Source organism: Planotetraspora phitsanulokensis (assembly GCF_016863295.1).
Lineage (GTDB): Bacteria > Actinomycetota > Actinomycetes > Streptosporangiales > Streptosporangiaceae > Planotetraspora > Planotetraspora phitsanulokensis.
The window spans coordinates 168,532-190,957 of record NZ_BOOP01000018.1 but is presented as its reverse complement, the minus strand read 5'-3'; the positions used below and the strand labels follow the sequence as shown (position 1 = coordinate 190,957).

The window sequence follows — 22,426 nt, the reverse complement described above, 5'->3', positions numbered from 1 at the left end:
TCACTGGGGGGCGGACGGCTCCGAGGCGATCGGCGTGGGGTCGATCGTCTCGGTGGTCGCGCTCGTCTCGCCGGTCCCGTCCGTGGTCTCTTCCGTCGCCTCGCCCGTGCCGTCCGGCTGCGCGGGTGAGGCCGTCTGCCCGGGCATCCCGGGGAACGCGGTCACCGCGGGCTGCCAGCCGTACGCACGGGTGGCGCATTCCTGGGCGGCCAGCGCGGCGACGCGGCGGACGGACGCGTCCTCGTCGGCCGCCAGCTCGAGATAGGCGGTGACGAGCCGCTGCTCGACGAGTACGGCGAGGCGGACGGCGTCGGAAGGCCTCGTCACCTCGAACGGCAGCTGATAGGTAGGGGAGGGCTCGGCCGGTTTGGCGCCCTGCTGGGTGATCAGCATGCGCAGCTGGTCGCGCCGGGCCCGATGCGCGTCGAACGACGTCGTGGCCCTGACACGCAGCTTGCCCGCCGTCTTCGCGCCGATCACACCGTAGGCGTACACCGCGGCGTGCTCGGCGGCCAGCGCCTTGGCCAGGGAGTCAGCCACGCAGACCTCCCAGGGCCATGACGTGCACGGCCTCGCAGGCCCCGACGCTGGCGAGCAGCTGGGACAGCGCGGGAGAGGCCTGGGCCATCTGCGCGGGCCGTCCCGCCGCCGCCTTGCGTTCCGCGTCGCGCAGCTTCTTGACGGAGACCGCGGACGTCGGCGCGGGCGACGGGGTTACCGCCGGGGAGGGAGCCGCCGTCGCGTCGGGGGGGAGCAGTTTGCGGAAGGCCGCCAGGTGGGCGGCGTGGCGCTCCTGGAACGGCGCGAGCGCGGCTGCGGGCACGTCTTCGGAGAGCGCCCCCCGCTGGTAGAGCTGGATCATCTGCTCCTTCGCCGCGATGAGCGACCTCAGCAGCACGACCTGGGGATCCACCGGTTTCGGTGCGGCCGGCCCCGAGGACAGGGACGAGCAGCCGGAGACGATCAACCCGGATACGGTCGTGCCCAGCAGGGCGCGCCTCGTGAGGTGTCCCCGGGTCGTGTGCTCCACGTCATAGATCGTACGGCTCGGCGCCCACTGGTCACCGCTTGGCGCGGATGGTCGTGCTCGTGTCGGGTAGCCGCCGGGTGTGGCGCTCTTTCCGCCCCATAGTGTCGATAGGCTGTTGGCACATCGGGCGAGTCAAACGAACAAATGGGAGGTCGGTATGGGCGACGGTGCTCGACGCGACCGCCTTGCGGAGCTGCTCGGCCCGGTGGTCGCCGCCGACGGTTTCGATCTCGAGGACGTGACGGTCACTCCGGCGGGCAAGCGCAGGCTGGTGCGTGTGGTGGTCGACCGCGACGGTGGCGTGAGCCTCGACGACGTGGCCGATGTCAGCCTGTCGATCTCCAAGGAGCTCGACGCGGCGGACGCGCTGGGCTCAGGGCCCTACGTCCTGGAGGTCACCTCCCCGGGAGTCGACCGTCCGCTCACGGAGCCGCGCCACTGGAGGCGCGCGACCGGCCGCCTGGTCAAGGCGGACCTGAAGGACGGCACGTCGGCCGAGGGCCGCGTGACCGGCGCGGACGATTCCGGCGTAGAGCTGGACGGGACGCGCCGCCTCGGGTTCGAGGAACTGGTCAGGGGTCGCGTGCAGGTCGAGTTCAGCCGCCCAGGCGCCGATCTCGACGACGACGCGGACGACGGCCTGGACGACCTCGGCGACGACGACATCGACGACGAGGGCTAGGGGGAACCTTGTGGACATTGACATGAGCGTCCTGCGCAGCCTGGAGCGGGAGAAGGACATTTCCTTCGACCTGGTCGTCAAGGCGATCGAGGACGCGTTGCTGATCGCTTACTTCCGCACGGAGGGCGCGGCGCAGAAGGCGCGTGCCGAACTCGACAGGGTCTCGGGACACGTGACGATCTGGGCGGCCGAGCTCGACGAGGGCGGCGAGGTCGCCAGGGAGTACGACGACACTCCGGGCAACTTCAGCCGGATCGCGGCCACGACGGCCAAGCAGGTCATCCTCCAGCAGTTGCGCGACGCCGAAGACGAGATCAACTTCGGCGAGTTCGCCAGCCGTGAGGGTGAGCTGGTCGCCGGCATCATCCAGCAGGGCAAGGACCCGCGCGTCGTGCTGGTCGACCTCGGCAAGATCGAGGCGATCCTCCCGCACAACGAGCAGGTCCCCGGTGAGGAGTACACCCACGGCGAGCGCCTCCGCTGCTACGTCGTGCAGGTGAAGAAGGGGCCGAAGGGTCCCTCCGTGACCCTGTCGCGCACTCACCCGAACCTGGTGAAGAAGCTCTTCGCCCTGGAGGTGCCGGAGATCGCCGACGGCACGGTGGAGATCGCGGCCATCGCCCGCGAGGCGGGGCACCGCACGAAGATCGCGGTGAGGTCCAGGAAGCCCGGTGTGAACGCCAAGGGCGCCTGCATCGGGCCGATGGGATCCCGTGTCCGGAATGTGATGACCGAGCTGCACGGCGAGAAGATCGACATCATCGACTGGTCGGACGATCCGGCCGAGTTCGTCGGGAATGCGCTCTCGCCGGCCCGTGTTTCCCGGGTCGAGGTCATCGACCTGGACGGCCGGGTGGCGCGGGTGACCGTGCCCGACTACCAGTTGTCGCTGGCCATCGGCAAAGAGGGCCAGAACGCCCGCCTCGCCGCGCGCCTGACCGGATGGCGTATCGACATCCGGTCGGACGCTCAGGAGGTACCGGCTGATCCCGCCGATGCCTCGGCAAGGTAAGCTGGAAAGCGGTGACCAGGCTGCCCCGCTGAGAACGTGTGTGGGGTGCCGGGTTCGCACGGTAAAGTCCGAGTTGCTCCGCCTGGTAGTGGTCGATGACGTCATCGTCCCCGACCTACGAGGACGGCTTCCGGGGCGCGGTGCTTCGTTGCATCCGTCTTTGGGCTGTCTGGAGCTCGCCGAACGCCGCCGGGCGTTCTCTCGCGCGTTCCGCGCGCAGAGAGCGCTCGATGTGGCGCGTCTGCGTGCTCACCTTGAGGGGCTTGACTGAGGGTGAGCGCCGGGTGAATGGTTACCGCTGGCCCCTGAATTCGGCCTGGGGCCGACGTAAGAAGAACTGTCATGTAGGACGCCGAGTTGAATGGGCGGAGTCAGATTGCTATGAGCGCCTGATGAGCACGCGGCGATGAGTATGTCCAGGTAGCGACGGTCCGGCGGCACTGCGAGCCTCCCGGGCCGAGTTAGGGAGTGCAGTGGCGAAGGTCCGTGTGTACGAGCTCGCCAAGGAGTTCGGGGTAGAGAGCAAGGTCGTGATGGCCAAGCTCACCGAGATGGGCGAGTTCGTGAGGTCGGCGTCTTCAACGATAGAGGCGCCGGTCGTCCGCAAGCTAACAGAGGCGTTCGGCAAGGGCGACGCCTCCCGGGGTGGCGGCAAGCCTTCCCCGCGTCCGGCGCCGAGGCCCACGCCGAGGCCCGCCGAGAGCCTGGCCGGTGGCGCCCCGTCGGCGCCGCTTTCCCCGTCGGCTGACGTGGTGGCGAAGCCGGGCCCCAAGCCGGGTCCGCGGCCCGCGCCGCGTCCCGTTCCCATGCCTCATCCGGCTCAGCCGGCCCAGCCGGCTCCTCAGCCCGAGATGCGCCAGGCCGAGGCCGCGCGTCCCGAGGCCGTCCGGCCTCCGGCCCAGCCTCAGCGTCCGGCGGCGACCGGCAACAGGCCGGCCGGCCCCGGAGGGCCGAAGCCCGGCCCTCGGCCGGCGCCGGCTCCCCGGCCCACGTCGGGTGCCGCTCCGGCGGGTCCGGGCGCGCCCACCGGAGGCGCCCCGCGTCCCGGTGGTCCCAAGCCGGGTCCCCGTGGCCCGCGTCCGGGTAACAACCCCTTCTCCTCGACCGCGAGCGGCATGGGTCAGCGTCCCGCGCGGCCCGGCAGCCGCGACGGCGCCGAGCGCCCCGAGCGGACCGACCGGCCCGATCGCGGCGACCGTGGAGACCGCGGTCCCCGCGAGCCGCGTCGTGACGGCGGCCGCGACGGAGCCATGCCGCGTCCGCCGGGTGCCCGCACGGGCGCTCCCGGCGCCGGTGGTCCTCGTCCCGGTCCCGGCGGTCCCCGTCCCGGTCCCGGCGCGGGCGGTCCTCGCCCGGGTCCCGGCGCCGGTGGTCCTCGCCCCGGTGGTCCGCGTCCCAACCCGATGATGATGCCGCAGGGCCGTCCCGCGGGTGGTGGCGGCGGTGGCCGTCCCGGCCCAGGTGGTGGCGGTCGTCCCGGCCCAGGTGGCGGCGGTGGCCGTCCCGGTCCCGGCGGCGGCGGCGGTCGTCCGGGCGGCGGCTTCGGCGGTCCTCGTACGGGTGCCGCGGGCACCGGCCGTCCCGGTGGCGGCACGGGTGGTCCCGGTGGCGGCGGCGGCGGTTTCGCCGGCCGTCCCGGCGGTGGTGGCGGCCGTGGTCGTGGCGGCGGTACGGCGGGTGCCTTCGGGCGTCCCGGCGGCCGGCCGACCCGTGGCCGCAAGTCGAAGCGTCAGAGGCGTCAAGAGTTCGACAACATGCAGGCCCCGGCGATCGGTGGCGTGCAGGCTCCGCGTGGCGGCGGGCAGACGATCCGCCTTCCGCGCGGCGCGTCGCTGGCCGACTTCGCCGACAGGATTGGCGCGAACCCCGCCTCGCTCGTGCAGATCATGCTGCACCTCGGCGAGATGGTGACCGCGACCCAGTCGGTCAACGAGGAGACGCTGCAGCTTCTCGGCGCCGAGCTCGACTACGTCGTCCAGGTCGTCAGCCCGGAGGAGGAGGACCGGGAGCTTCTCGAGTCCTTCAAGATCGAGTTCGGTGAGGACGAGGGTGACGAGACCGACCTCGCCCCGCGTCCGCCGGTCGTGACCGTCATGGGTCACGTCGACCACGGTAAGACGAAGCTGCTCGACGCGATCCGGAACACCAACATCGTCGCCCGCGAGGCCGGCGGCATCACCCAGCACATCGGTGCCTACCAGGTGTCGGCCGTGCACGAGGGTGAAGAGCGGAAGATCACCTTCATCGACACCCCGGGTCACGAGGCGTTCACCGCCATGCGTGCCCGTGGTGCGCAGGCCACCGACATCGCGGTGCTGGTGGTCGCGGCCGACGACGGTGTGAAGCCGCAGACCATCGAGGCGCTCAACCACGCCCAGGCGGCGGACGTGCCGGTCGTGGTGGCGGTCAACAAGATCGACAAGGAGGGTGCGGACCCGACCAAGGTCCGGGCCCAGCTGACCGAGTACGGCCTGGTGGCCGAGGAGTTCGGTGGTTCCACGCTGTTCGTGGACATCTCCGCGAAGAACGGCACCGGCATCGACAACCTGCTCGAGGCCATCGTGCTGACCGCGGACGCCGAGCTGGACCTGCGGGCCAACCCGCACATGGACGCCCAGGGCCTGGCCATCGAGGCGAACCTCGACCGGGGCCGCGGTCCCGTGGCGACCGTGCTCGTGCAGCGCGGCACCCTGCGGGTCGGCGACTCGATCGTCTGTGGCGAGGCCTTCGGCCGCGTCCGGGCGATGCTGGACGACAACGGGGACCCGGTCGAAGAGGCCGACCCGTCGCGTCCGGTCCTGGTGCTCGGTCTGACCGCCGTCCCCCGCGCCGGTGACAACTTCATCGTCGTCACCGACGACCGGATGGCCCGTCAGATCGCCCAGCAGCGGGCGGCCCGGCAGCGCATCGCGGACATGGCCAAGTCCGGCCGCAGGCGCACCCTCGAGGAGCTGTTCAAGGACCTCGAGAAGGGCCAGGTCGACGAGCTCAAGCTCATCATCAAGGGTGACGTCTCCGGTTCGGTGGAAGCCCTCGAGGACGCGCTGCTCAAGATCGATGTGGGCGAGGAGGTCAACCTCCGCGTGCTGCACCGCGCCGTCGGTGCGATCACGGAGTACGACGTCAACCTCGCGATCGCCGACGACAACGCCGTCATCATCGGTTTCAACGTCCGCCCCGAGGTTCGGGCGCGCGACCTGGCCGAGCGCGAGGGCGTCGACATCCGGTACTACTCGGTCATCTACCAGGCGATCGAGGAGATCGAGGCGGCCCTCAAGGGCATGCTGAAGCCGGAGTTCGAAGAGGTCCAGACCGGTACCGCCGAAGTCCGCGAGGTCTTCAAGGTGCCGAAGATCGGCAACGTCGCCGGTGCGCTGGTCCGCTCGGGCACGATCACCCGCAACAGCAAGGCCCGCATCATCCGCGACGGTGTCGTCGTGGCCGACAACCTGACCGTCTCGTCGCTGCGCCGGTTCAAGGACGACGCGACCGAGGTCCGTGAGGGCTTCGAGTGCGGTATCGGTGTCGGATACAGCGACATCAAGCTCGACGACGTCATCGAGACGTTCGAGATGCGGGAGAAGCCGCGCAGCTGACGCCTTCGGCCGCCGCCCTCACCGGGCGGCGGCCGAACCGTCTGAGACGTGGACATCACCCATGTATGTAGGTGCACTTTCTTTGGACATCCTGCTCGGCGACGTGCATTCGCTGAAGCAGAAGCGCTCCGTGATCCGCCCGCTCATCGCTGAGGTGCAGCGGCGGTTCCCCGGTGTGGCCGTGGCCGAGACCGGCCACCTGGACCTGCACCGCCGTGCGGAGATCGGCGTCGCCGTCGTCTCCGCGTCGGCGGCCAACTGCGACGAGGTGCTCGACGCGTGCGAGCGAGTGGTCGCCTACCACCCCGAGATCGAGCTGCTGTCCGCCCGGCAGCGGCTGTTCAACGACCACGAGGAATAGACCGGACGGCCGGCGCGTCAGCCGTACATCGAACGAGGGAGCGTGAGCATGGACGCAGCCCGCGCCAGGAAGCTGGCCGACCGCATCCAGCAGATCGTCGCCGAGATGCTGGAGCGGCGGATCAAGGATCCGCGGCTCGGCTTCGTGACGGTGACGGATGCGAAGATCACCGCTGATCTGAGTGACGCGACGGTGTTCTACACCGTGTTCGGCTCGGAGGCGGACCGGGGCGGCACCGCCGCCGCGCTGGAGAGCGCGAAGGGGATCATCCGGTCCGAGGTCGGCCGCCAGACCGGCCTGCGGCACACGCCGACGCTGACGTTCGTCCACGACCCGCTGCCCGACAGCGCGCGCCATCTCGACGACCTGCTCGCCGTGGCCAAGGCCAGGGACGCGGAGATCGCCAAGCGGGCGGAGGGCGCGCAGTTCGCCGGTGACGCCGACCCCTACCGGTTCGACGAAGAACTGGACGGCGAGGCCGATGAGGAGGACGAGGACGAGATCTCGGACCGGGCGGGGCACCGCACAACGTGACCACGCACGGTACGGCCGTCGCCGAGACGGACTGGGAGCGGGCCGTCGAACTGGTCCGCGGTGCGGGCTCCGTCGCGCTCGCCTGCCACGTGTCCCCGGACGGAGACGCGCTCGGGTCGATGCTGGGCTTCGGCCTGGCCCTCCGGCGGGCGGGCGTGGACGTCGTCGCCTCGTTCGGGGACCGGGAGTTCGTGGTGCCCAGGCTCCTGCGGTTCCTTCCCGGTCAGGATCTCCTGGTGGAGCCGGCGGCCTATCCGCCGGAGCCGCCTCTGATGATCACGTTCGACGCCTCGACCATGGCTCGGCTCGGCCTGCTCGTCCCCAACGCGGGCAAGGCCGGGGATCTGGTGGTGATCGACCACCACGTGTCCAACACCGGCTTCGGTTCGTTGCACCTCGTCGATCCGTCCGCGGCCTCGACCACGGTGATCGTGGAGGAGCTCATCCACCGGCTCGGGCTCGTGATCGACCGGGACGTCGCCGCCTGCCTCTACACGGGGCTGGTGACCGACACCGGGTCCTTCCGGTACTCGGCGACCACTCCCGCCGCCCACGCCATGGCCGGGCGACTGATCGCCGCGGGCCTGCGCCCGGACGAGATCGCCCGCGAACTGTGGGACCGGTCGCCGTTCGCCTACCTGCGGGTGCTGGGCGCGGCGCTCGACCACGTCACGCTGGAGCCCGCCGAGGCCGCAGGCCACGGGATCGTGTGGACCTATGTGACGAGGGCCGACCGCGCGGCCCACGCCCTGCCGTACGACGAGGTGGAGGGCGTGATCGACGTCGTCCGCCGGGTCGACGAGGCGGACGTCGCGGTCGTGCTCAAGGAGGCCGACGACGGCGTCTGGAACGTCTCGACCCGATCCAAGGGCGCCATCGACGTGGGCAGGGCCTGCACCGCCCTCGGCGGGGGAGGCCACCGGAGTGCCGCCGGCTTCTCCTCCCACGTGTCGCCCGAAGAGACGATGGACGCCCTCCGCCCTCACCTCCGCCCTCCGCACCCTTCCGCGTGATCATGCACAGGTTCGGCCGTGACCCGTCTGACCTGCGACGAACCGGTTCGTGATCATGCGCGAATTCCCGAACATGCACCCCGACCTGCGTACCCTCGATTCGTGACCATGCATTGGACCTCTCATGAGTACGGCTAGGCCGCGCCGGCCCGCGCCCCCCAGTGGGCTGATCATCGTCGACAAGCCGGCGGACTGGACGTCCCATGACGTGGTCGGCAAGATGCGCGGCATCGCCGGGACCCGCAAGGTGGGCCACGCGGGCACCCTGGACCCGATGGCGACCGGGGTCCTGGTGGTCGGCGTGGAGAAGGCCACCCGGCTCCTCGGGCACCTTGCGCTCACCGAGAAGGTCTACGAGGCCACGATGCGTCTCGGCGTCACCACGAACACCGACGACGCCGAGGGCGAGGTGACCGCCACCACGCCCGCGGGACACGTCGCCGAGGAGGACGTCCGCAAGGGGATCGCCGCGCTGACCGGCGCGATCATGCAGGTTCCCCCGCAGGTCAGTGCCATCAAGGTGAACGGGGAGCGGGCCTACAAGCGGGCGAGGGCCGGCGAGGAGGTCGAACTCGCGGCCCGTCCGGTCACGATCCACGCCTTCGAGGTGACCGGGATCCGCCGGGAGGAGGAGACGGTCGACGTCGACGCCACCGTCACCTGCTCCAGCGGCACCTACATCCGCGCCCTCGCGCGCGATCTCGGCGCCTCCCTCGGCGTGGGCGGCCATCTCACCTACCTGCGCCGGACGCGGGTCGGGCCGTACGGCATCGACTCGGCGCGGACCATCGAGGACCTGTCACGAGAGTGTGTGATCCTGCCCATGGCCGAGGCCGTGGCCGCCGCGTTCCCCCGCAGGGACGTGTCGGAGGAGGAGGCCCGGCTGGTCGCGCACGGAGGCCGTCTTGCCGCGGCAGGCCTCGGATCCGGGCCCATCGGGGTCTTCGGTCCCGACGGCACTTTGCTCGCGCTGGTCGAGGAGGGTGGAGGCACGGCGAGGCCGCTCGCGGTCTTCGTGCCCTGACGTCACGGACGGGAACCTTGATCGCGGTCCTGCGCGAGACTGTTCAGGGGCTGGTTCCCGCAATCGCCGGACGGCATGGCAGGCTTGTCTTCGGCCGGTTGGCGCAAGCCGTACAGGAATCGAGGTCGAGGTGCAGGGCTGGCACGGACTGGACGACGTTCCGGAGGACTGGGGCAGGTCCGTCGTCACGATCGGCGTGTTCGACGGCGTGCACCACGGTCACCAGCGAATGGTGTCCCGAGCGGTCGACCTGGCCCGCGACCTCGGCGTTCCCGCCGTCGCGGTGACCTTCGACCCCCATCCCGACGAGGTTGTGCGGCCGGGCAGCCACCCGCCGCAGCTGACCACTCCCCATCGGCGCACCGAACTGCTCGCCGAGCTGGGCGTCGACGCCGTGTGCGTGCTGCCGTTCACGCTGGAGTTCTCCCGGATGTCGCCGGACGAGTTCGTCCAGACCGCCCTGGTCGACCGGCTGCACGCGGCGGGGGTCGTGGTGGGGGAGAACTTCCGCTTCGGCCACAAGGCCTCCGGCGATATCGAGACATTGCGGACGCTGGGCGAAAAATACGATTACGTGATCGAAGGTGTGCCGCTGGTCCGCAACGGCGACGCGATCTCGTCGACCTTGATCCGCGAAATGCTGGCCGCGGGCGACGTGGTCGGCGCGGCGGCGGCGCTCGGGCGGCCCCACCGCGTCGAAGGTGTGGTGGTCCGGGGTCACCAGCGTGGACGGGCGCTCGGCTTCCCCACCGCCAACGTCGAATCGCCTCAGCACACGGCGATTCCGGCCGACGGCGTCTACGCGGGGTGGCTGCAGTGCACGCAGGAGCCGTCCGCGTACGCGGGGCAGCGGTGGCCTGCGGCGATCTCCATCGGCACGAATCCGACCTTCGACGGAGTGGCGCGCACGGTCGAGGCGTACGCGCTGGACCGCGACGATCTCGATCTCTACGGCGCGCACGTGGCGGTCGACTTCTCCGAGCGGCTCCGCGACACGCTCAAGTTCGACTCGATCGAGGCGCTGATCGCTCAGATGCACGCGGACGTCGACGCGGCCCGCCACCTGACCGTCGGGGACGATCAGGCACGATGACCCCGCAGGCCCGGCGGGGAAGGCCGTCCGGGCCCCTCCGTGATCGCAAGTGTGCGGCCCGCTGAACTGCGGTGGTAGCCTTGCATGTCAGCCACGTTCAGATGGTGTTCCACGCCACCGGGCTGGCCTGTCACGGCGACTGTAGGCACGCACGGTCGTTCGCGGGCTTGAGAGTATGCCGCGTGCCTTCCCATGAGAAGGAGAAGCAGTGTCGCTTGACACCGCCACCACCAAGGCCATCGTCACCGAGTACGGCACGGGCGAGGGCGACACCGGCTCGCCGGAGGTCCAGATCGCGCTGCTGAGCAAGCGCATCAGCGACCTCACCGAGCACCTGAAGACCCACAAGCACGACCACCACAGCCGTCGTGGTCTGCTCCTGCTGGTCGGCCGTCGCCGTCGGCTGCTCAAGTACCTGCAGGCCAAGGACATCACCCGCTACCGCAGCCTGATCGAGCGGCTGGGTCTGCGCCGATAGCGTGAGCGAGGAGCGGCGAGTCTTCGCCGCTCCTTTCTTGTAGCAGGCCACAATTGGGCCTGCTACGAGAACGGTCCCGGGCAAGCCGGTGGTCGAAAGAGCTGGTACCGGGACGACTGAGACAATTGAATAGCCGAGAGGGAGAGGGCGCCGGAGGGCGCCTCGACCCGCCAGAACATGTGCCCCGCGTCCGCAAGCAAAGCAGCACGCGCGATCCCGCGGCGTGAGAGGGCCGGTCCTCGGTAGTGGCCCCCGGTAGGTACGGCGACAGCCGTACAACGAAACCGGGCGCTTCGATCGAAGACCGGCACTGCACCTGAACGGGGAGCCCGGCAAACGGTAGGACGCGGGAGACCGACCCGAGAAGGAGGTCCCCCGTGGAGGGTGTCCACAGCACGGAAGCCGTCATCGACAACGGCTCCTTCGGCACGCGCACGATCCGGTTCGAGACCGGTCGCCTCGCGCGCCAGGCGGCGGGAAGTGCCGTCGTCTATCTCGACGACGAGACCATGGTCCTGTCCGCGACCACAGCGTCCAAGCATCCCAAGGAGAACTTGGACTTCTTCCCGCTCACGGTTGACGTCGAGGAGCGGATGTACGCCGCGGGCCGGATCCCCGGCTCGTTCTTCCGCAGGGAGGGCCGTCCGTCCGAGGACGCGATCCTCACCTGCCGCCTGATCGACCGGCCGCTGCGCCCGTCGTTCGTCAAGGGCCTGCGCAACGAGATCCAGGTCGTGGCGACCGTCATGTCGCTGCACCCGGAGCACCTGTACGACGTGGTCGCGATCAACGCGGCCAGCCTGTCCACGCAGCTCGCCGGCCTGCCGTTCTCCGGCCCGATCGGCGGCGTCCGCGTCGCGCTGATCGAGGGCCAGTGGGTGGCCTTCCCGACGCATCCCGAGCTCGAGAACGCCACGTTCGACATGGTCGTCGCGGGGCGCGTCCTGCCGGACGGCGACGTCGCGATCATGATGGTCGAGGCCGAGTCGACGCGTGACACGCTCAAGCTGGTCGCCGAGGGCGCGGTCGCTCCGAACGAGGAGACCGTCGCCCAGGGCCTCGAGGCGGCCAAGCCGTTCATCAAGGTCCTGTGCGACGCGCAGGCGAAGCTCGCCGGGGTCGCCGCCAAGGAGACCGCCGAGTACCCGATCTTCCTGGACTACCAGGACGACGTCTTCGAGGCCGTCACCGCGGCCGTCAACACCGAGCTGGCCTCGGCGCTGACCATCGCGGGCAAGCAGGAGCGCGAGCTCGAGATCGAGCGGGTCAAGGCGCTGGCCGCGGAGAAGCTCCTGCCCGACTTCGAGGGCAGGGAGAAGGAGATCGGCGCCGCGTTCCGCTCGGTCACCAAGAAGCTGATGCGGGCGCGCGTCCTCAGCGAGGGCGTCCGCATCGACGGGCGCGGCCCCAAGGACATCCGGCAGCTCAACGCCGAGGTCCACGTGGTGCCGCGGGTGCACGGCTCGGCTCTGTTCGAGCGTGGTGAGACCCAGATCCTGGGGATCACGACGCTGAACATGCTCCGCATGGAGCAGATGATCGACACGCTGAACCCCGAGCGCACCAAGCGCTACATGCACAACTACAACTTCCCGCCGTACTCCACCGGTGAGACCGGCCGCGTGGGCTCGCCCAAGCGGCGCGAGATCGGCCACGGGGCGCTCGCCGAGCGCGCGCTCATCCCCGTGCTGCCCTCGCGCGAGGAGTTCCCGTACGCGATCCGGCAGGTGTCGGAGGCGCTGGGCTCCAACGGATCGACCTCGATGGGCTCGGTCTGCGCCTCGACGATGGCGCTGCTCGACGCGGGTGTCCCGCTCAAGGAGATGGTGGCCGGCATCGCCATGGGCCTCATCAGCGAGGGCGACCAGTACGTCACGCTGACCGACATCCTCGGCGCCGAGGACGCCATGGGCGACATGGACTTCAAGGTCGCCGGCACCAAGGACGTCATCACCGCGCTGCAGCTCGACACCAAGCTGGACGGCATTCCGGCCAGCGCCCTGGCCGCGGCGCTCCGGCAGGCGCGCGGCGCCCGCCTGGCGATCCTGGACGTGATGCAGGAGGCCATCGACTCTCCGGCGGAGATGAACCCGACGGCGCCGCGCATCATCACGATCAAGGTCCCGGTAGACAAGATCGGCGAGGTCATCGGCCCGAAGGGCAAGATGATCAACCAGATCCAGGACGACACCGGCGCCGAGATCACGATCGAGGACGACGGCACGATCTACATCGGCGCCACCGACGGTCCGTCAGCCGAGGCGGCCCGGTCGCTGATCAACGGCATCGCCAACCCGCACATGCCGGAGGTCGGCGAGCGCTACCTGGGCACGGTCGTCAAGATCGCCGCCTTCGGCGCGTTCGTCTCGCTGCTGCCCGGCAAGGACGGCCTGCTGCACGTCTCCCAGATCCGCAAGCTGCACGGCGGCAAGCGCATCGAGAACGTCGAGGACGTCATGAGCGTCGGCGAGAAGATCCAGGTCGAGATCGCCGAGATCGACGCCCGCGGCAAGCTGTCCCTGGTGCCGGTCGAGGTCGTCGAGAAGGAGGCCGCGGAGAAGGCCGCCGGCGGCGCCGAGGGCGAGAGCGCGCCCGTCGCCGCGGACGAGCCGCAGGAGGAGCCGCGTGCCGAGAGGCCCCGTCGTCGCACCCGCGGCGGCCGGGATGACCGCAACTCGTGACCACCACGACTCTGCACCCCGGTAAGGACGGCGCGGGCGTAATCCGCCGCACCGTCCTTCCCGGCGGTCTCCGGGTGGTGACCGAAACGATGCCGACCGTGCGCAGCGTCGCGGTCGGCATGTGGGTCGGCATCGGATCACGCGACGAGGCCCCCGAGCACATGGGGGCCACCCACTTCCTCGAGCACCTGCTCTTCAAGGGCACTCCGACGCGGGACGCCATGGAGATCTCGGCGTCCATCGAGGGCATCGGCGGTGAGATCAACGCGTTCACCGCCAAGGAGTACACCTGCTACTACGCGCGGGTGCTCGACGAGGATCTGCCGGTCGCGATCGACGTGCTCGCCGACGTCGTGACCTCCTCGCTGGTCACCGCCGAGGACGTGGAGTCCGAGCGCGGCGTGATCCTCGAGGAGATCGCCATGCACGACGACGATCCGTCCGACGTGGTGCACGAGCAGTTCTCCGCCGAGTTGTACGGCGACACGCCGATCGGGCGGCCGATCCTCGGGAACGAGGATTCGATCAACGCGCTCACCCGTGACCGCATCGTCGAGTACTACCAGCGCTACTACGTGCCGCCGCAGACCGTCGTGTCGGTGGCCGGCAACGTGAGCCACGAGCGGGTGGTCGAACTCGTGGCCGCGGCCTACGAGCGGGCGGGGGCGCTGGGCAGCGTGGCCAGCCCCGCGCCGCCCCGTCTCGGCGGTCCCGGCGTCGAGGAGCGTTCCGGCATCAGGGTCGTCGACCGTCCCACCGAGCAGGCCAACCTGGTCCTCGGCATGACGGGCGTGTCCCGGACCGACGAGCGGCGTTTCGCCCTCGGCGTCCTGAACGCGGCCCTCGGCGGCGGCATGTCGTCGCGCCTGTTCCAGGAGATCAGGGAGAAGCGCGGCCTGGCCTACAGCGCGTACAGCTACACCTCGCAGTACGCCGACACCGGCCAGTTCGGCATCTACGTCGGCTGCCTGCCGTCCAAGATCGACGATGTGCTGAAGATCTGCCGTGACGAGGTGGCCAGGGTCGTGGCCGAGGGCATCACCCCCGAGGAGATCGCCCGCGGCAAGGGCCAGATGCGCGGCGGGCTCGTGCTGGGGCTGGAGGACACCGGCTCCCGCATGTCCCGCATCGGCAAGAGCGAACTCGTCTACGAGGAGCTCATGTCGGTGGACGACGTCCTGGCCAAGATCGAGGCCGTCACGCCGGACGACCTCGCGGCCGTGGCCGGCGACATCCTGAACCGGCCGCTGACGCTCGCGGTGATCGGTCCCTACTCCGACAAGGACTTCGGCTTCGCCATCGCCTGAGGTCCGTCGTCGTCTCGAAGCCGCGCGTGCGCCTGTCGCCCGCGCGGCTTCGTCATGTCCGGCCGCGGGGCCGATATAGCCTTGGGCGCGTGATTAAGGTCGGAGTTCTGGGCGCTCGCGGGCGCGTCGGTGTGGAAGTCTGCAAGGCCGTGCACGCGGCGCAGGACATGGAGCTGGTGGGTGCGGTCGACAAGGACGACCCCCTCGACGCTCTGGCGGGGGCGCAGGTGGTCGTCGACTTCACCCACCCCGACGTCGTCATGGCCAACCTCGAATGGTGCATCGGCCACGGCATCCACCCCGTGGTCGGCACCACGGGCTTCGACGCGGGACGGCTCGAGACCGTGCGCGGGTGGCTCGCCGCCAACCCGGGGACCAACGCGCTGATCGCGCCCAACTTCGGCATCGCCGCCGTGCTCATGATGCATTTCGCCCAGCAGGCGGCCAAGTACTTCGAGTCGGCCGAGATCGTCGAACTGCACCACCCCAACAAGGCCGACGCGCCGTCGGGAACGGCCCGCCGCACGGCCGAGCTGATCGCCGAGGCGCGCGGGAAGGCGGGGCTCGGCCCGTCGCCCGACGCCACGACCTCCGAGCTGGCGGGCGCGCGCGGGGCCTCGGTCGACGGCGTCCACGTGCACGCCGTACGGCTGGCCGGGCTGATCGCCCACCAGGAGGTGATCCTCGGCGGCGACGGGGAGATCCTGACGATCCGGCACGACACGATGAACAGGGCGTCCTTCATGCCGGGAGTGCTGCTCGGCGTCCGTCGCGTTCAGGGTCTGGACGGTCTCACGGTCGGCCTCGACCGGCTTCTCGACCTGTAGAACGGGCCTTTACGGCTGCCGGCGTTTTCGGCGGCGGCAGCCGTACGCACATGGGTCAGAGGGCGAGGCCGAGCGCGAACAGGGCGCCGAAGACGAGCTGGAGGCGGCCGGTCTGCTGCAGCGTGGCGATGAGCGCCGGGCCGGTCGCGCCGGAGCGGACCGCCTTGACGGGAGCCGCCACCAGGGGAACGGCCAGCAGGGTGAGCAGCGTGAAAGGCCGCGCCGGCACCAGAAGCAGCGCGATCACGATCGGCAGGATCAACGCAGCCGAGTAGAGCGTGCGGGTGCGGCTGTCACCGAGGACCACGGCGAGAGTCCGCTTGCCGGACACCCCGTCGGTGCCGATGTCGCGCAGGTTGTTGACGACGAGCAGGGCGCACGCGAGCAGCCCCACCGGGATCGCCGCGACGAGGGACAGCCAGGTCACCCGCTCCAGTTGGACGTAGGTCGTGCCCGCGACGGCCACCAGGCCGAAGAACACGAAGACGGATATCTCGCCCATGGCGCGGTAACCGTACGGACGGGATCCTCCGGTGTAGAACCACGCGGCCAGGATGGCGGCGAGCCCGACCAGGAGCAGCCACCACGCGCCGGTCGCGATCACCAGGACCAGTCCGGCGACCGCCGCGGCGGCGAAACACGCGAGAGCGGCGGCGAGCACCTCCTTCGGCGCGGCCGCGCCCGAGCCGACCAGCCGCATCGGGCCGACCCTGTCCCGGTCGGTGCCCTTGACCCCGTCGCTGTAGTCGTTGGCGTAGTTCACCCCGACCTGCAGGGCCAGCGCCACGAACAGGGCGATCACGGCCCGCCACCAGACCGCGCCGCCTTGGGAGATCGCCGCCCCTGTGCCGACGACGACGGGGACGACGGCCGCGGGGAGCGTACGGGGGCGCGAGCCCGCTAACCACTGAGCTGGTGTGGCCACTTTCTTACCTTTTCTTGCTTGTCTTGCCTTCGCGGGACCGCGGAAGGGACGCCTCAGGTGCATGATCACGGACTGGATGTCCGCAGGTCACAGCCGCGCGCGCGAAAGTGTGCATGATCACGCTCGAGGTGTGTGCAGGTCGGAGGCCGTATGCACGAATCTGTGCATGATCACGCCTGGGGGGTGTGCAGGTCGGAGGGGGTGGGCGCGAAGGTGTGCATGATCACGGCGAAGGGGTGGGGGAGTCAGCTGATATCGGTGGTCAGGCGGATCATCCGGATGGGGCGGCCCATGTCGAGCACGCGCTCCGCTCCGTCCTCGCCCCAGCCCGCCGACTCGAGGAAGCCGACCATCGCGTGGTCGTCGGCGAAGACCCACGTCACCACCGTGCGGAAGCCGTCGTCGCGCAGGTGGTCGACGGTCGCGTTGAGGAGCCTGCTGCCGTGACCCCGCCGGATGTGATTGGGGTCGATCAGCAGGGTCAGCAACTCGGCGGTGGTGGAGGGGCTCACGTCGGGGTCCTCGGCCGGACCGTGCGAGGCGAGTCCGACGACGCGGTCGGAGTCGGGCACCTCCTCGGCCTCCGAGGCGTCCGAGGTGTCGCCGTCGGGCATGACGCGTTCCACGGCCACGAGCACGCGGTGCCGGGGAGTGGGCGGCGAGGTGATCGCCTCGTCCCACTGGCGGCGCCACATCTTCTCGGCGGCCGCCCCCGTCATCTGCTCCAGCGGACCGAGAGGCAGGAAGTCACGGTACCCGTACTTCCATGCGCGGATCTGGGTGCTCGTCACCGCTTCGACGTCCTCGAGACGAGCAGTCCTGACACCCATCCGGCTCAACTCCCTTCCTTGCCCGTATCACCGTACTGGTCGGCGTGCTCCAATGAGTCGTCCGCCCGACGTCGCGCCCGATATGTCCGAGTTTTGCTGCGGTTCCCGCACACGCGCATCGAGCACCAGGAGCGGGACCGGTTCTTCGAGGAGTCGATGAACGCCCACTGGCAGGTGCCTTCGGCGCACACCTTCAGTCGCGGCCAGGTCCCGTCGGCGTGTGCTGCGGGGATCATGGCGGCGATTTTCGCCAGCCCGGCCGGCGCTCCGGTGACCGCCGGCTCCAGCGCCGGCGACCCGCCGATCAGCGTCACCCGCATGGGCAACGCGCGCAGGGCGGAGGCCAGATCCTCGGAGACGTCGTACGGGACGTCGTCGTGGCCGGCGATCAGGACCTGCCGAAGTCCCTCGCGCAGCCGGGTCGCCACCAGGAGGTCGCCTTCCAGGGCGCTGTCGGCGGCGTCGATCAGCCCCCGCTCGCGGAGCCACATGGAAAGTTCGGCGGGGGAGGACAGCTCATCGGCGTCCCCCTCGACGTCGTAGGTGTTCACGAAGTCGCGGAGCACCTCCGCCGGACTCGTCATCTGAGTGATCGCCTCCTGCCACCACTGTAAGGGAGTCGCCGTCACGGAATACTCAACACCAGTGTAAGTGTTTCGCTGGTGTCGATATCTCTGGAGGAACGATGCGCATCAGCTACCTGGCCTACCTCGCCATGCAGGAGAAGAACCGCCGCGACCGCAGACGTGCGCCCGTCGCCCGAAAGAAGCCCGCCGCCCGCTGAAACGGCGCCACGGACGAGCTCCATGATCGTCTCAACCGGCCCGTTCGTTTCGGACGGCAGCCTCGAGGAGGCCTCGGAACGCGACCGCGAAGCGTCGCACACCCTCGTCCAGTTCGGCGAGGGTGACGGCCGCGATGTGGGTCAGCCGGAGCCGCGGCCCGGGCGGCTCTGAGGGGTAGTAGATCCGGCCGGGGCTCACCAGGACGCCCTCCCTGCGCGCCGCCTCCACCAGCGCGGCCTCGTCGGTCTCCGCCGGCAGCCGCAACCAGACGTGCAGGCCTCCCTTAGGGACGAGATGGACAATCGCCTCGGGGGCGTGGAGGGCCAGGCCGGTGAGAAGTGCCTCCTGCCGGGCGTCGACCTCGCGCCCGACTGTCGCCAGGTGGCGGCGCCATCCGGGCGAACCGACGAACTCCAGTGCGGTCTCCTGAAGCGGGCCGGCGACGAAGAAGGACTCGACGACCTGGCTCGCCCGCAGCCGTTGGGCCGCCGGGCCGCGAGCGATCAGCCCGGCCACCCGCAGGCTGGGGGCAGTGATCTTGCTCAGCGACAGGATGTGGACGACCGTACCGTGCCGGTCGAGGGTCACCAGGGGAGGCGGCACCGGGCCCCGCGTGAGATATCGCGCGTAGTCGTCCTCGATCACGAAGGCCCCGGCGGCCGTGGCGACGGCCAGCACCTGTTCCCTGCGATCGAGGGGCAGCGTCGCCCCGGTCGGATTGTGGAGCGTCGGCTGGCAGAGGAAGACGCGCGCGCCGGTGAGCGCGAAGGCCTCCGCCAGCATGTCGGGCCGCACGCCGTCGACGTCGACCGGCACGGCGGTCGCCCGCAGCCCCGCCGCCTTCGCGGCGGCGAGCGCGCCTGGGTAGGTGGGGGTCTCGACCAGGACGGCCTCGCCGGGGGCGGCCAGCGCGCGGAAGGCGTGCGTCAGCGCCGACTGGCCTCCGCTGACCACCAGGACGTCGCTCGGCGTCACCGTGCCGCCTACCTCGCTCGCGAACCATCGCCGCAGGTCCGGGAGGCCGTTGAGGGGCGGCACCGCCCAGCTGTCCGGCCTCCGTACGGCTCTCGCCGCCGCGGCCGACAACTCCCGCACCGGCCGGAGCTCGGCGTTGAGGTAGCCCCCCGTCAGCGGGATGACCCCGTCCGGAGGCTGCACGAGCAGGCTCACGACGCCGGAGTCGTCCACGACCCTGTCCCCGAGAGAGACGGTCTGCCACGACAGGTCCGGAGCCTCGGCCGCGGGCGCCCGGACCGGCGCCACGAACGCTCCGCTGCCCGGCCGGGTCACCACCCGTCCCTCGGCGGCGAGCTGGGCGATGGCCCGGGACACCGTCACCGGGCTCACCCCGTGGCGGCGCATGATCTCCCGGCTCGACGGCAGCCGCTCGCCGGGCCGCGACGCGTCCACCTCTTTGCGGAGGATCGCGGCAAGGCGCACGATACTGCTATCGTCATTCATGAAAAATGACAATAGCGCTATCGTTCTCCCTCCGGTAGCGCTGCCCCTCGCGGAGGGACGGCGGCGTGCCTGGCAGGGCACTCTGCTCGCCGGTCTCGGAGTGATCGCGTTCTCCGGCTCGTTTCCCGCGACCGTCTTCGCGATGCGCGGCCTCGATCCCTACCTGGTGGCGATCGGGCGGGCGGCCTTCGCGGCGATCCTGGCGGCCGTCTGCCTCAAGACGGCGGGCGCGCCGATGCTGCCGCCTCGTGCGCATCTGCGGTCCTACGGGCTGATCGTGCTCGGAGTGGCCGTGGGCTTCCCGCTGTTCAGCGGGCTCGCCCTGCACGGCGGCGCGAGCACGGCGCACTCCGCGGTCGTCATCGGGCTGTTGCCCGCGGCGACCGCCGCCTGCGCCGTCCTGCGCGCGGGGGAACGGCCGCGGCCGCTCTTCTGGCTCGCGTGCGCCGGGGGAGTGGTGTCGATCACGGCGTTCACCCTCACCCGAGGGAGCGGGGAGTTCGCGGTCGCCGACCTGCTGCTCGTCCTCGCCCTGCTCTCGGCGGCCGTCGGGTACACCGAGGGCGGTCGGCTGGCCCGCACGGAGCCGGGCTGGCAGGTCATCTCGTACGCGCTGGTCGTGGCGGCGCCCGTCACTGTGCCCGCGACCGTCGTGCTGGCGCTGGTCACCGAGCCCCGGCTCACCGCCGCGTCCGTCGCGGGCTTCGCCTACGTGAGCCTGATCTCGATGTTCCTCGGCTTCATCCCCTGGTACGCCGGGCTCGCCATGGGAGGGATCGCCCGAGCCGGGCAGGTGCAACTGGCACAGCCGCTGCTCACTCTCGCCTGGGCCTGGCTGCTGCTGGACGAGCGGTTCGGCGTCGCGACGGTCGTGGCCGCGGCCGCCGTGCTCGTCTGCGTCGCGGTGAGCCAGGGCAGCCGGCGGGCCGCCAATCCAGGGCGGGACCGGGGGACGTCGGCCTGAGCCCGGCGCCGCCCCGCCGCTCCACTCGCTGCTCCGCCGTCCGCTGCTCCGCCGTCCGCTGCTCCGCGGTCGCTGCTCCGCCGTCCGCCGCTCTGCCGCCGGATGAGCGCGAAGCATGGTGGGGAAGGGCTTGAATCGTGTAACAGGTCGGCGCAGGATAGGTGTGAAACTGTCACATCTTGCGAGCGGCGGTGAAGCGATGGCGGACGTCACGATTCCCGAAGGCGGTCTGTGGCCCGCACCCGAGATCCCGCAGCCGAACATCTACCCGATGGAGTGGCGGGTCGAGACGGCGAAGCTGGCGGCGATCTACGAGAAGTCGAAGCGGATGGTGTGGAATCCGGCCGACCTTCCCTGGGATCTCCTCGATCCGGCGGCGTTCACGCATGAGCAGCGGCTGGGGATCATGTACTGGTTCTCCGTGCTGGCCAACTTCGACGCGTCGGGCCCCGCCGTCTTCGCCCGCGCGACGATCCAGGCGTTCGAGAAGCACGAGGAGGACCCCGTCCGCAAGTGCTTCTTCTCGATCACCCGGGACGAGATGAACCACGAGGAGTGCTGCCAGCGCTCGATCGCCCGCCTGTGGCCCGGCGGTCCGCTCGACTGGGAGCCGTCCACCGACCTGGAGCGCGCCGCGCACAACAACATCGCCTGGCTCTACCACAACGGCGGCCGCTACTGGACGGGCTACAACGCGGCCGTGGGGAAGTACTCGCTGGCCGTGCTCTTCACCAGCTTCATGATGGGGGAGATGGCGGCCTCGACGTTGTTCCGGGGGATGGCCTCCGCGACCGCCCACCCGGTGTTCTCCGAGATGTTCCACAAGATCGGCCGGGACGAGTCGCGCCACCTGCAGATCTGCATGACGATCCTCGAGAACGAGTGGCCGGGGCTGACCGATGACGTGCGCGGCCTCATCACCAGGCAGCTCCGGGCCGGCTTCGTGTTCCTGTCGATGATCCTCTGGGAGCCGCCGGAGGGCTTCTGGGAGCTCCCGCCGTACTTCCTGCACAACCACCGGGTGCTCATGGACCACGCGCGGGACGCGGGCCTCGGCGTGTTGTCCTACGACGATCAGGCCGAGAACTGGCGGGTCGCCATGGCACGCGTCCGGGCGATCGTCGAGCGGTGGGGGATCGAGTTCCCCGCCATCCCCGAGCTGGACATCGAGGGCGTCACGGTCGACGTGATCGACCCCGAGGACATCATCCCGGTGTTCTAACGATGCTGACCAGGAGGGCGATATGTGGTCCGAACTGGGAAACAACCCTCCACGATCCTCCAGGTTCCTCCACAGTCCGACAAGATCATGACGCATGGATGACGCACGGGCGATGACAGCGCGTGCGTCTCGATCATGCTTCAGCGCCCCATGCCCACCGGCGCGGGGGGCGGCCGTGCCGGCGTACTCGAGGACCTTGCTGATGGCTGCAAGGGGAATGACCTTGACGAGGCCGGGGACCTTGCCGAGGTGGACCCGGAAGGACAGGTTGAGGATGACCCGCTCCTGGTCGCAGCACTCGTCGTGGCCGGCGAAGCGCTGGACGGTGCCCTCTCCCAGGTGCGGCCGTCGGTGGTGGTGACGGCGACACGCCATGTGGGGCGAACATGCCGGTGGCGGGGATCTCGGCCGGCGCGGGGGCGGGCACTGTGGTGACCTCGGACCGGATGTCGCGCCGAGGCCATCGAGGTCGTCCGCACCCCGACGCAGCGGGCGACTGTGGCGGTCGGGGCCGACCAGGATGGTGGGTAGGGCTTCTGTGGCGAGCATGGTGGCCTTCGTAGCGGTGATGGTGCACCCCTCTTCGGCTGAAGCCGGGCAG

Annotated in this window: 21 protein-coding genes; 15 read left to right on the top strand and 6 right to left on the bottom strand. The window is 70.3% G+C overall.

From position 1 onward, the window contains the following. Both Pph01_RS19555 and Pph01_RS19550 read right to left on the bottom strand, forming a co-directional pair. Nucleotides 1-540, bottom strand: a complete 540-nt coding sequence (locus tag Pph01_RS19555; protein ID WP_204074554.1) for a ferritin-like domain-containing protein — start codon at nt 538-540, stop codon at nt 1-3. Beyond that, on the bottom strand, nt 533-1,030 hold the full coding sequence (locus tag Pph01_RS19550) for a hypothetical protein (RefSeq protein ID WP_204074553.1): 498 nt from the start codon (nt 1,028-1,030) through the stop codon (nt 533-535). The genes Pph01_RS19555 and Pph01_RS19550 overlap by 8 nt, the downstream gene beginning before the upstream one ends. 157 nt (nt 1,031-1,187) lie before the next feature. Between Pph01_RS19550 and rimP the strand changes: the two genes are divergently transcribed. From rimP to dapB, 13 genes are all read left to right on the top strand, one after another. Further along, nucleotides 1,188-1,712, top strand: a complete 525-nt coding sequence (gene rimP, locus Pph01_RS19545) for a ribosome maturation factor RimP (protein ID WP_204074552.1) — start codon at nt 1,188-1,190, stop codon at nt 1,710-1,712. Between the two features lie 22 nt (nt 1,713-1,734). Next, the gene (gene nusA / locus Pph01_RS19540; RefSeq protein ID WP_204074551.1) at nt 1,735-2,724 is read left to right on the top strand and encodes a transcription termination factor NusA; all 990 of its coding nucleotides are present in this window, start codon (nt 1,735-1,737) and stop codon (nt 2,722-2,724) included. Continuing rightward, nucleotides 2,708-2,995 carry a YlxR family protein gene (locus Pph01_RS19535; protein ID WP_203882777.1) on the top strand — a complete coding sequence of 96 codons (288 nt, stop codon included), beginning with the start codon at nt 2,708-2,710 and terminating at the stop codon, nt 2,993-2,995. Before nusA ends, Pph01_RS19535 begins: the two co-directional genes overlap by 17 nt. 202 nt (nt 2,996-3,197) lie before the next feature. After that, nucleotides 3,198-6,320 (top strand): translation initiation factor IF-2, encoded by a 3,123-nt coding sequence (gene infB, locus Pph01_RS19530; RefSeq protein WP_204074550.1) that lies wholly within the window; start codon nt 3,198-3,200, stop codon nt 6,318-6,320. A gap of 61 nt (nt 6,321-6,381) precedes the next feature. Further along, nucleotides 6,382-6,681 carry a DUF503 domain-containing protein gene (locus Pph01_RS19525; protein WP_203882775.1) on the top strand — a complete coding sequence of 100 codons (300 nt, stop codon included), beginning with the start codon at nt 6,382-6,384 and terminating at the stop codon, nt 6,679-6,681. Nucleotides 6,682-6,729: 48 nt separating this feature from the next. Next, nucleotides 6,730-7,215 carry a 30S ribosome-binding factor RbfA gene (gene rbfA / locus Pph01_RS19520; protein WP_204074549.1) on the top strand — a complete coding sequence of 162 codons (486 nt, stop codon included), beginning with the start codon at nt 6,730-6,732 and terminating at the stop codon, nt 7,213-7,215. Beyond that, entirely contained in the window at nt 7,212-8,228 is a 1,017-nt protein-coding gene (locus tag Pph01_RS19515; protein ID WP_204074548.1) for a DHH family phosphoesterase, read from the top strand. The genes rbfA and Pph01_RS19515 overlap by 4 nt, the downstream gene beginning before the upstream one ends. Before the next feature lie 124 nt (nt 8,229-8,352). Beyond that, entirely contained in the window at nt 8,353-9,252 is a 900-nt protein-coding gene (gene truB, locus Pph01_RS19510; protein ID WP_204074547.1) for a tRNA pseudouridine(55) synthase TruB, read from the top strand. Between the two features lie 130 nt (nt 9,253-9,382). Beyond that, on the top strand, nt 9,383-10,345 hold the full coding sequence (locus Pph01_RS19505; RefSeq protein WP_204074546.1) for a bifunctional riboflavin kinase/FAD synthetase: 963 nt from the start codon (nt 9,383-9,385) through the stop codon (nt 10,343-10,345). A 208-nt stretch (nt 10,346-10,553) separates the two neighbouring features. Continuing rightward, nucleotides 10,554-10,823: a 30S ribosomal protein S15 gene (rpsO, locus tag Pph01_RS19500; protein ID WP_203882770.1), complete on the top strand. Its 270-nt coding sequence runs from the start codon at nt 10,554-10,556 to the stop codon at nt 10,821-10,823. Nucleotides 10,824-11,200: 377 nt separating this feature from the next. Next, nucleotides 11,201-13,504 (top strand): polyribonucleotide nucleotidyltransferase, encoded by a 2,304-nt coding sequence (locus Pph01_RS19495; protein ID WP_204074545.1) that lies wholly within the window; start codon nt 11,201-11,203, stop codon nt 13,502-13,504. After that, on the top strand, nt 13,501-14,811 hold the full coding sequence (locus Pph01_RS19490) for a M16 family metallopeptidase (RefSeq protein WP_204074544.1): 1,311 nt from the start codon (nt 13,501-13,503) through the stop codon (nt 14,809-14,811). Before Pph01_RS19495 ends, Pph01_RS19490 begins: the two co-directional genes overlap by 4 nt. An 89-nt stretch (nt 14,812-14,900) precedes the next feature. Further along, nucleotides 14,901-15,638 (top strand): 4-hydroxy-tetrahydrodipicolinate reductase, encoded by a 738-nt coding sequence (dapB, locus tag Pph01_RS19485; protein ID WP_204074543.1) that lies wholly within the window; start codon nt 14,901-14,903, stop codon nt 15,636-15,638. Nucleotides 15,639-15,693: 55 nt separating this feature from the next. Here the strand turns inward: dapB and Pph01_RS19480 are convergent, their stop codons facing one another. From Pph01_RS19480 to Pph01_RS19465, 4 genes are all read right to left on the bottom strand, one after another. Next, the gene (locus Pph01_RS19480) at nt 15,694-16,563 is read right to left on the bottom strand and encodes a 1,4-dihydroxy-2-naphthoate polyprenyltransferase (protein ID WP_204074542.1); all 870 of its coding nucleotides are present in this window, start codon (nt 16,561-16,563) and stop codon (nt 15,694-15,696) included. Nucleotides 16,564-16,808: 245 nt separating this feature from the next. After that, a complete protein-coding gene (locus Pph01_RS19475) occupies nt 16,809-17,393 on the bottom strand; it encodes a GNAT family N-acetyltransferase (protein ID WP_204074541.1) in 585 nt (194 codons plus the stop codon). Between the two features lie 5 nt (nt 17,394-17,398). Then, entirely contained in the window at nt 17,399-17,977 is a 579-nt protein-coding gene (locus Pph01_RS19470; protein WP_204074540.1) for a CGNR zinc finger domain-containing protein, read from the bottom strand. A gap of 231 nt (nt 17,978-18,208) precedes the next feature. Then, nucleotides 18,209-19,639, bottom strand: coding sequence for an aminotransferase-like domain-containing protein (locus tag Pph01_RS19465; protein WP_204074539.1), 1,431 nt, complete (start codon nt 19,637-19,639; stop codon nt 18,209-18,211). On the opposite strand from Pph01_RS19465, the gene Pph01_RS19460 reads away from it, so the two are divergent. Beyond that, nucleotides 19,638-20,603, top strand: coding sequence for a DMT family transporter (locus tag Pph01_RS19460; protein WP_204074538.1), 966 nt, complete (start codon nt 19,638-19,640; stop codon nt 20,601-20,603). The two genes, Pph01_RS19465 and Pph01_RS19460, sit on opposite strands and share 2 nt — an antisense overlap. 199 nt (nt 20,604-20,802) lie before the next feature. Then, the gene (locus Pph01_RS19455) at nt 20,803-21,825 is read left to right on the top strand and encodes a hypothetical protein (RefSeq protein ID WP_204074537.1); all 1,023 of its coding nucleotides are present in this window, start codon (nt 20,803-20,805) and stop codon (nt 21,823-21,825) included. Nucleotides 21,826-22,426 lie beyond the last annotated feature (601 nt).

Coding starts and splice junctions, on each gene's coding strand:
- rimP (WP_204074552.1), top strand. CDS start 1,188: ATGGGCGACGGTGCTCGACGCGACCGCCTTGCGGAGCTGCTCGGCCCG.
- nusA (WP_204074551.1), top strand. CDS start 1,735: ATGAGCGTCCTGCGCAGCCTGGAGCGGGAGAAGGACATTTCCTTCGAC.
- Pph01_RS19535 (WP_203882777.1), top strand. CDS start 2,708: ATGCCTCGGCAAGGTAAGCTGGAAAGCGGTGACCAGGCTGCCCCGCTG.
- Pph01_RS19525 (WP_203882775.1), top strand. CDS start 6,382: ATGTATGTAGGTGCACTTTCTTTGGACATCCTGCTCGGCGACGTGCAT.
- rbfA (WP_204074549.1), top strand. CDS start 6,730: ATGGACGCAGCCCGCGCCAGGAAGCTGGCCGACCGCATCCAGCAGATC.
- truB (WP_204074547.1), top strand. CDS start 8,353: ATGAGTACGGCTAGGCCGCGCCGGCCCGCGCCCCCCAGTGGGCTGATC.
- Pph01_RS19475 (WP_204074541.1), bottom strand. CDS start 17,393: ATGGGTGTCAGGACTGCTCGTCTCGAGGACGTCGAAGCGGTGACGAGC.
- Pph01_RS19470 (WP_204074540.1), bottom strand. CDS start 17,977: ATGACGAGTCCGGCGGAGGTGCTCCGCGACTTCGTGAACACCTACGAC.
- Pph01_RS19460 (WP_204074538.1), top strand. CDS start 19,638: ATGAAAAATGACAATAGCGCTATCGTTCTCCCTCCGGTAGCGCTGCCC.
- Pph01_RS19465 (WP_204074539.1), bottom strand. CDS start 19,639: ATGAATGACGATAGCAGTATCGTGCGCCTTGCCGCGATCCTCCGCAAA.
- Pph01_RS19455 (WP_204074537.1), top strand. CDS start 20,803: ATGGCGGACGTCACGATTCCCGAAGGCGGTCTGTGGCCCGCACCCGAG.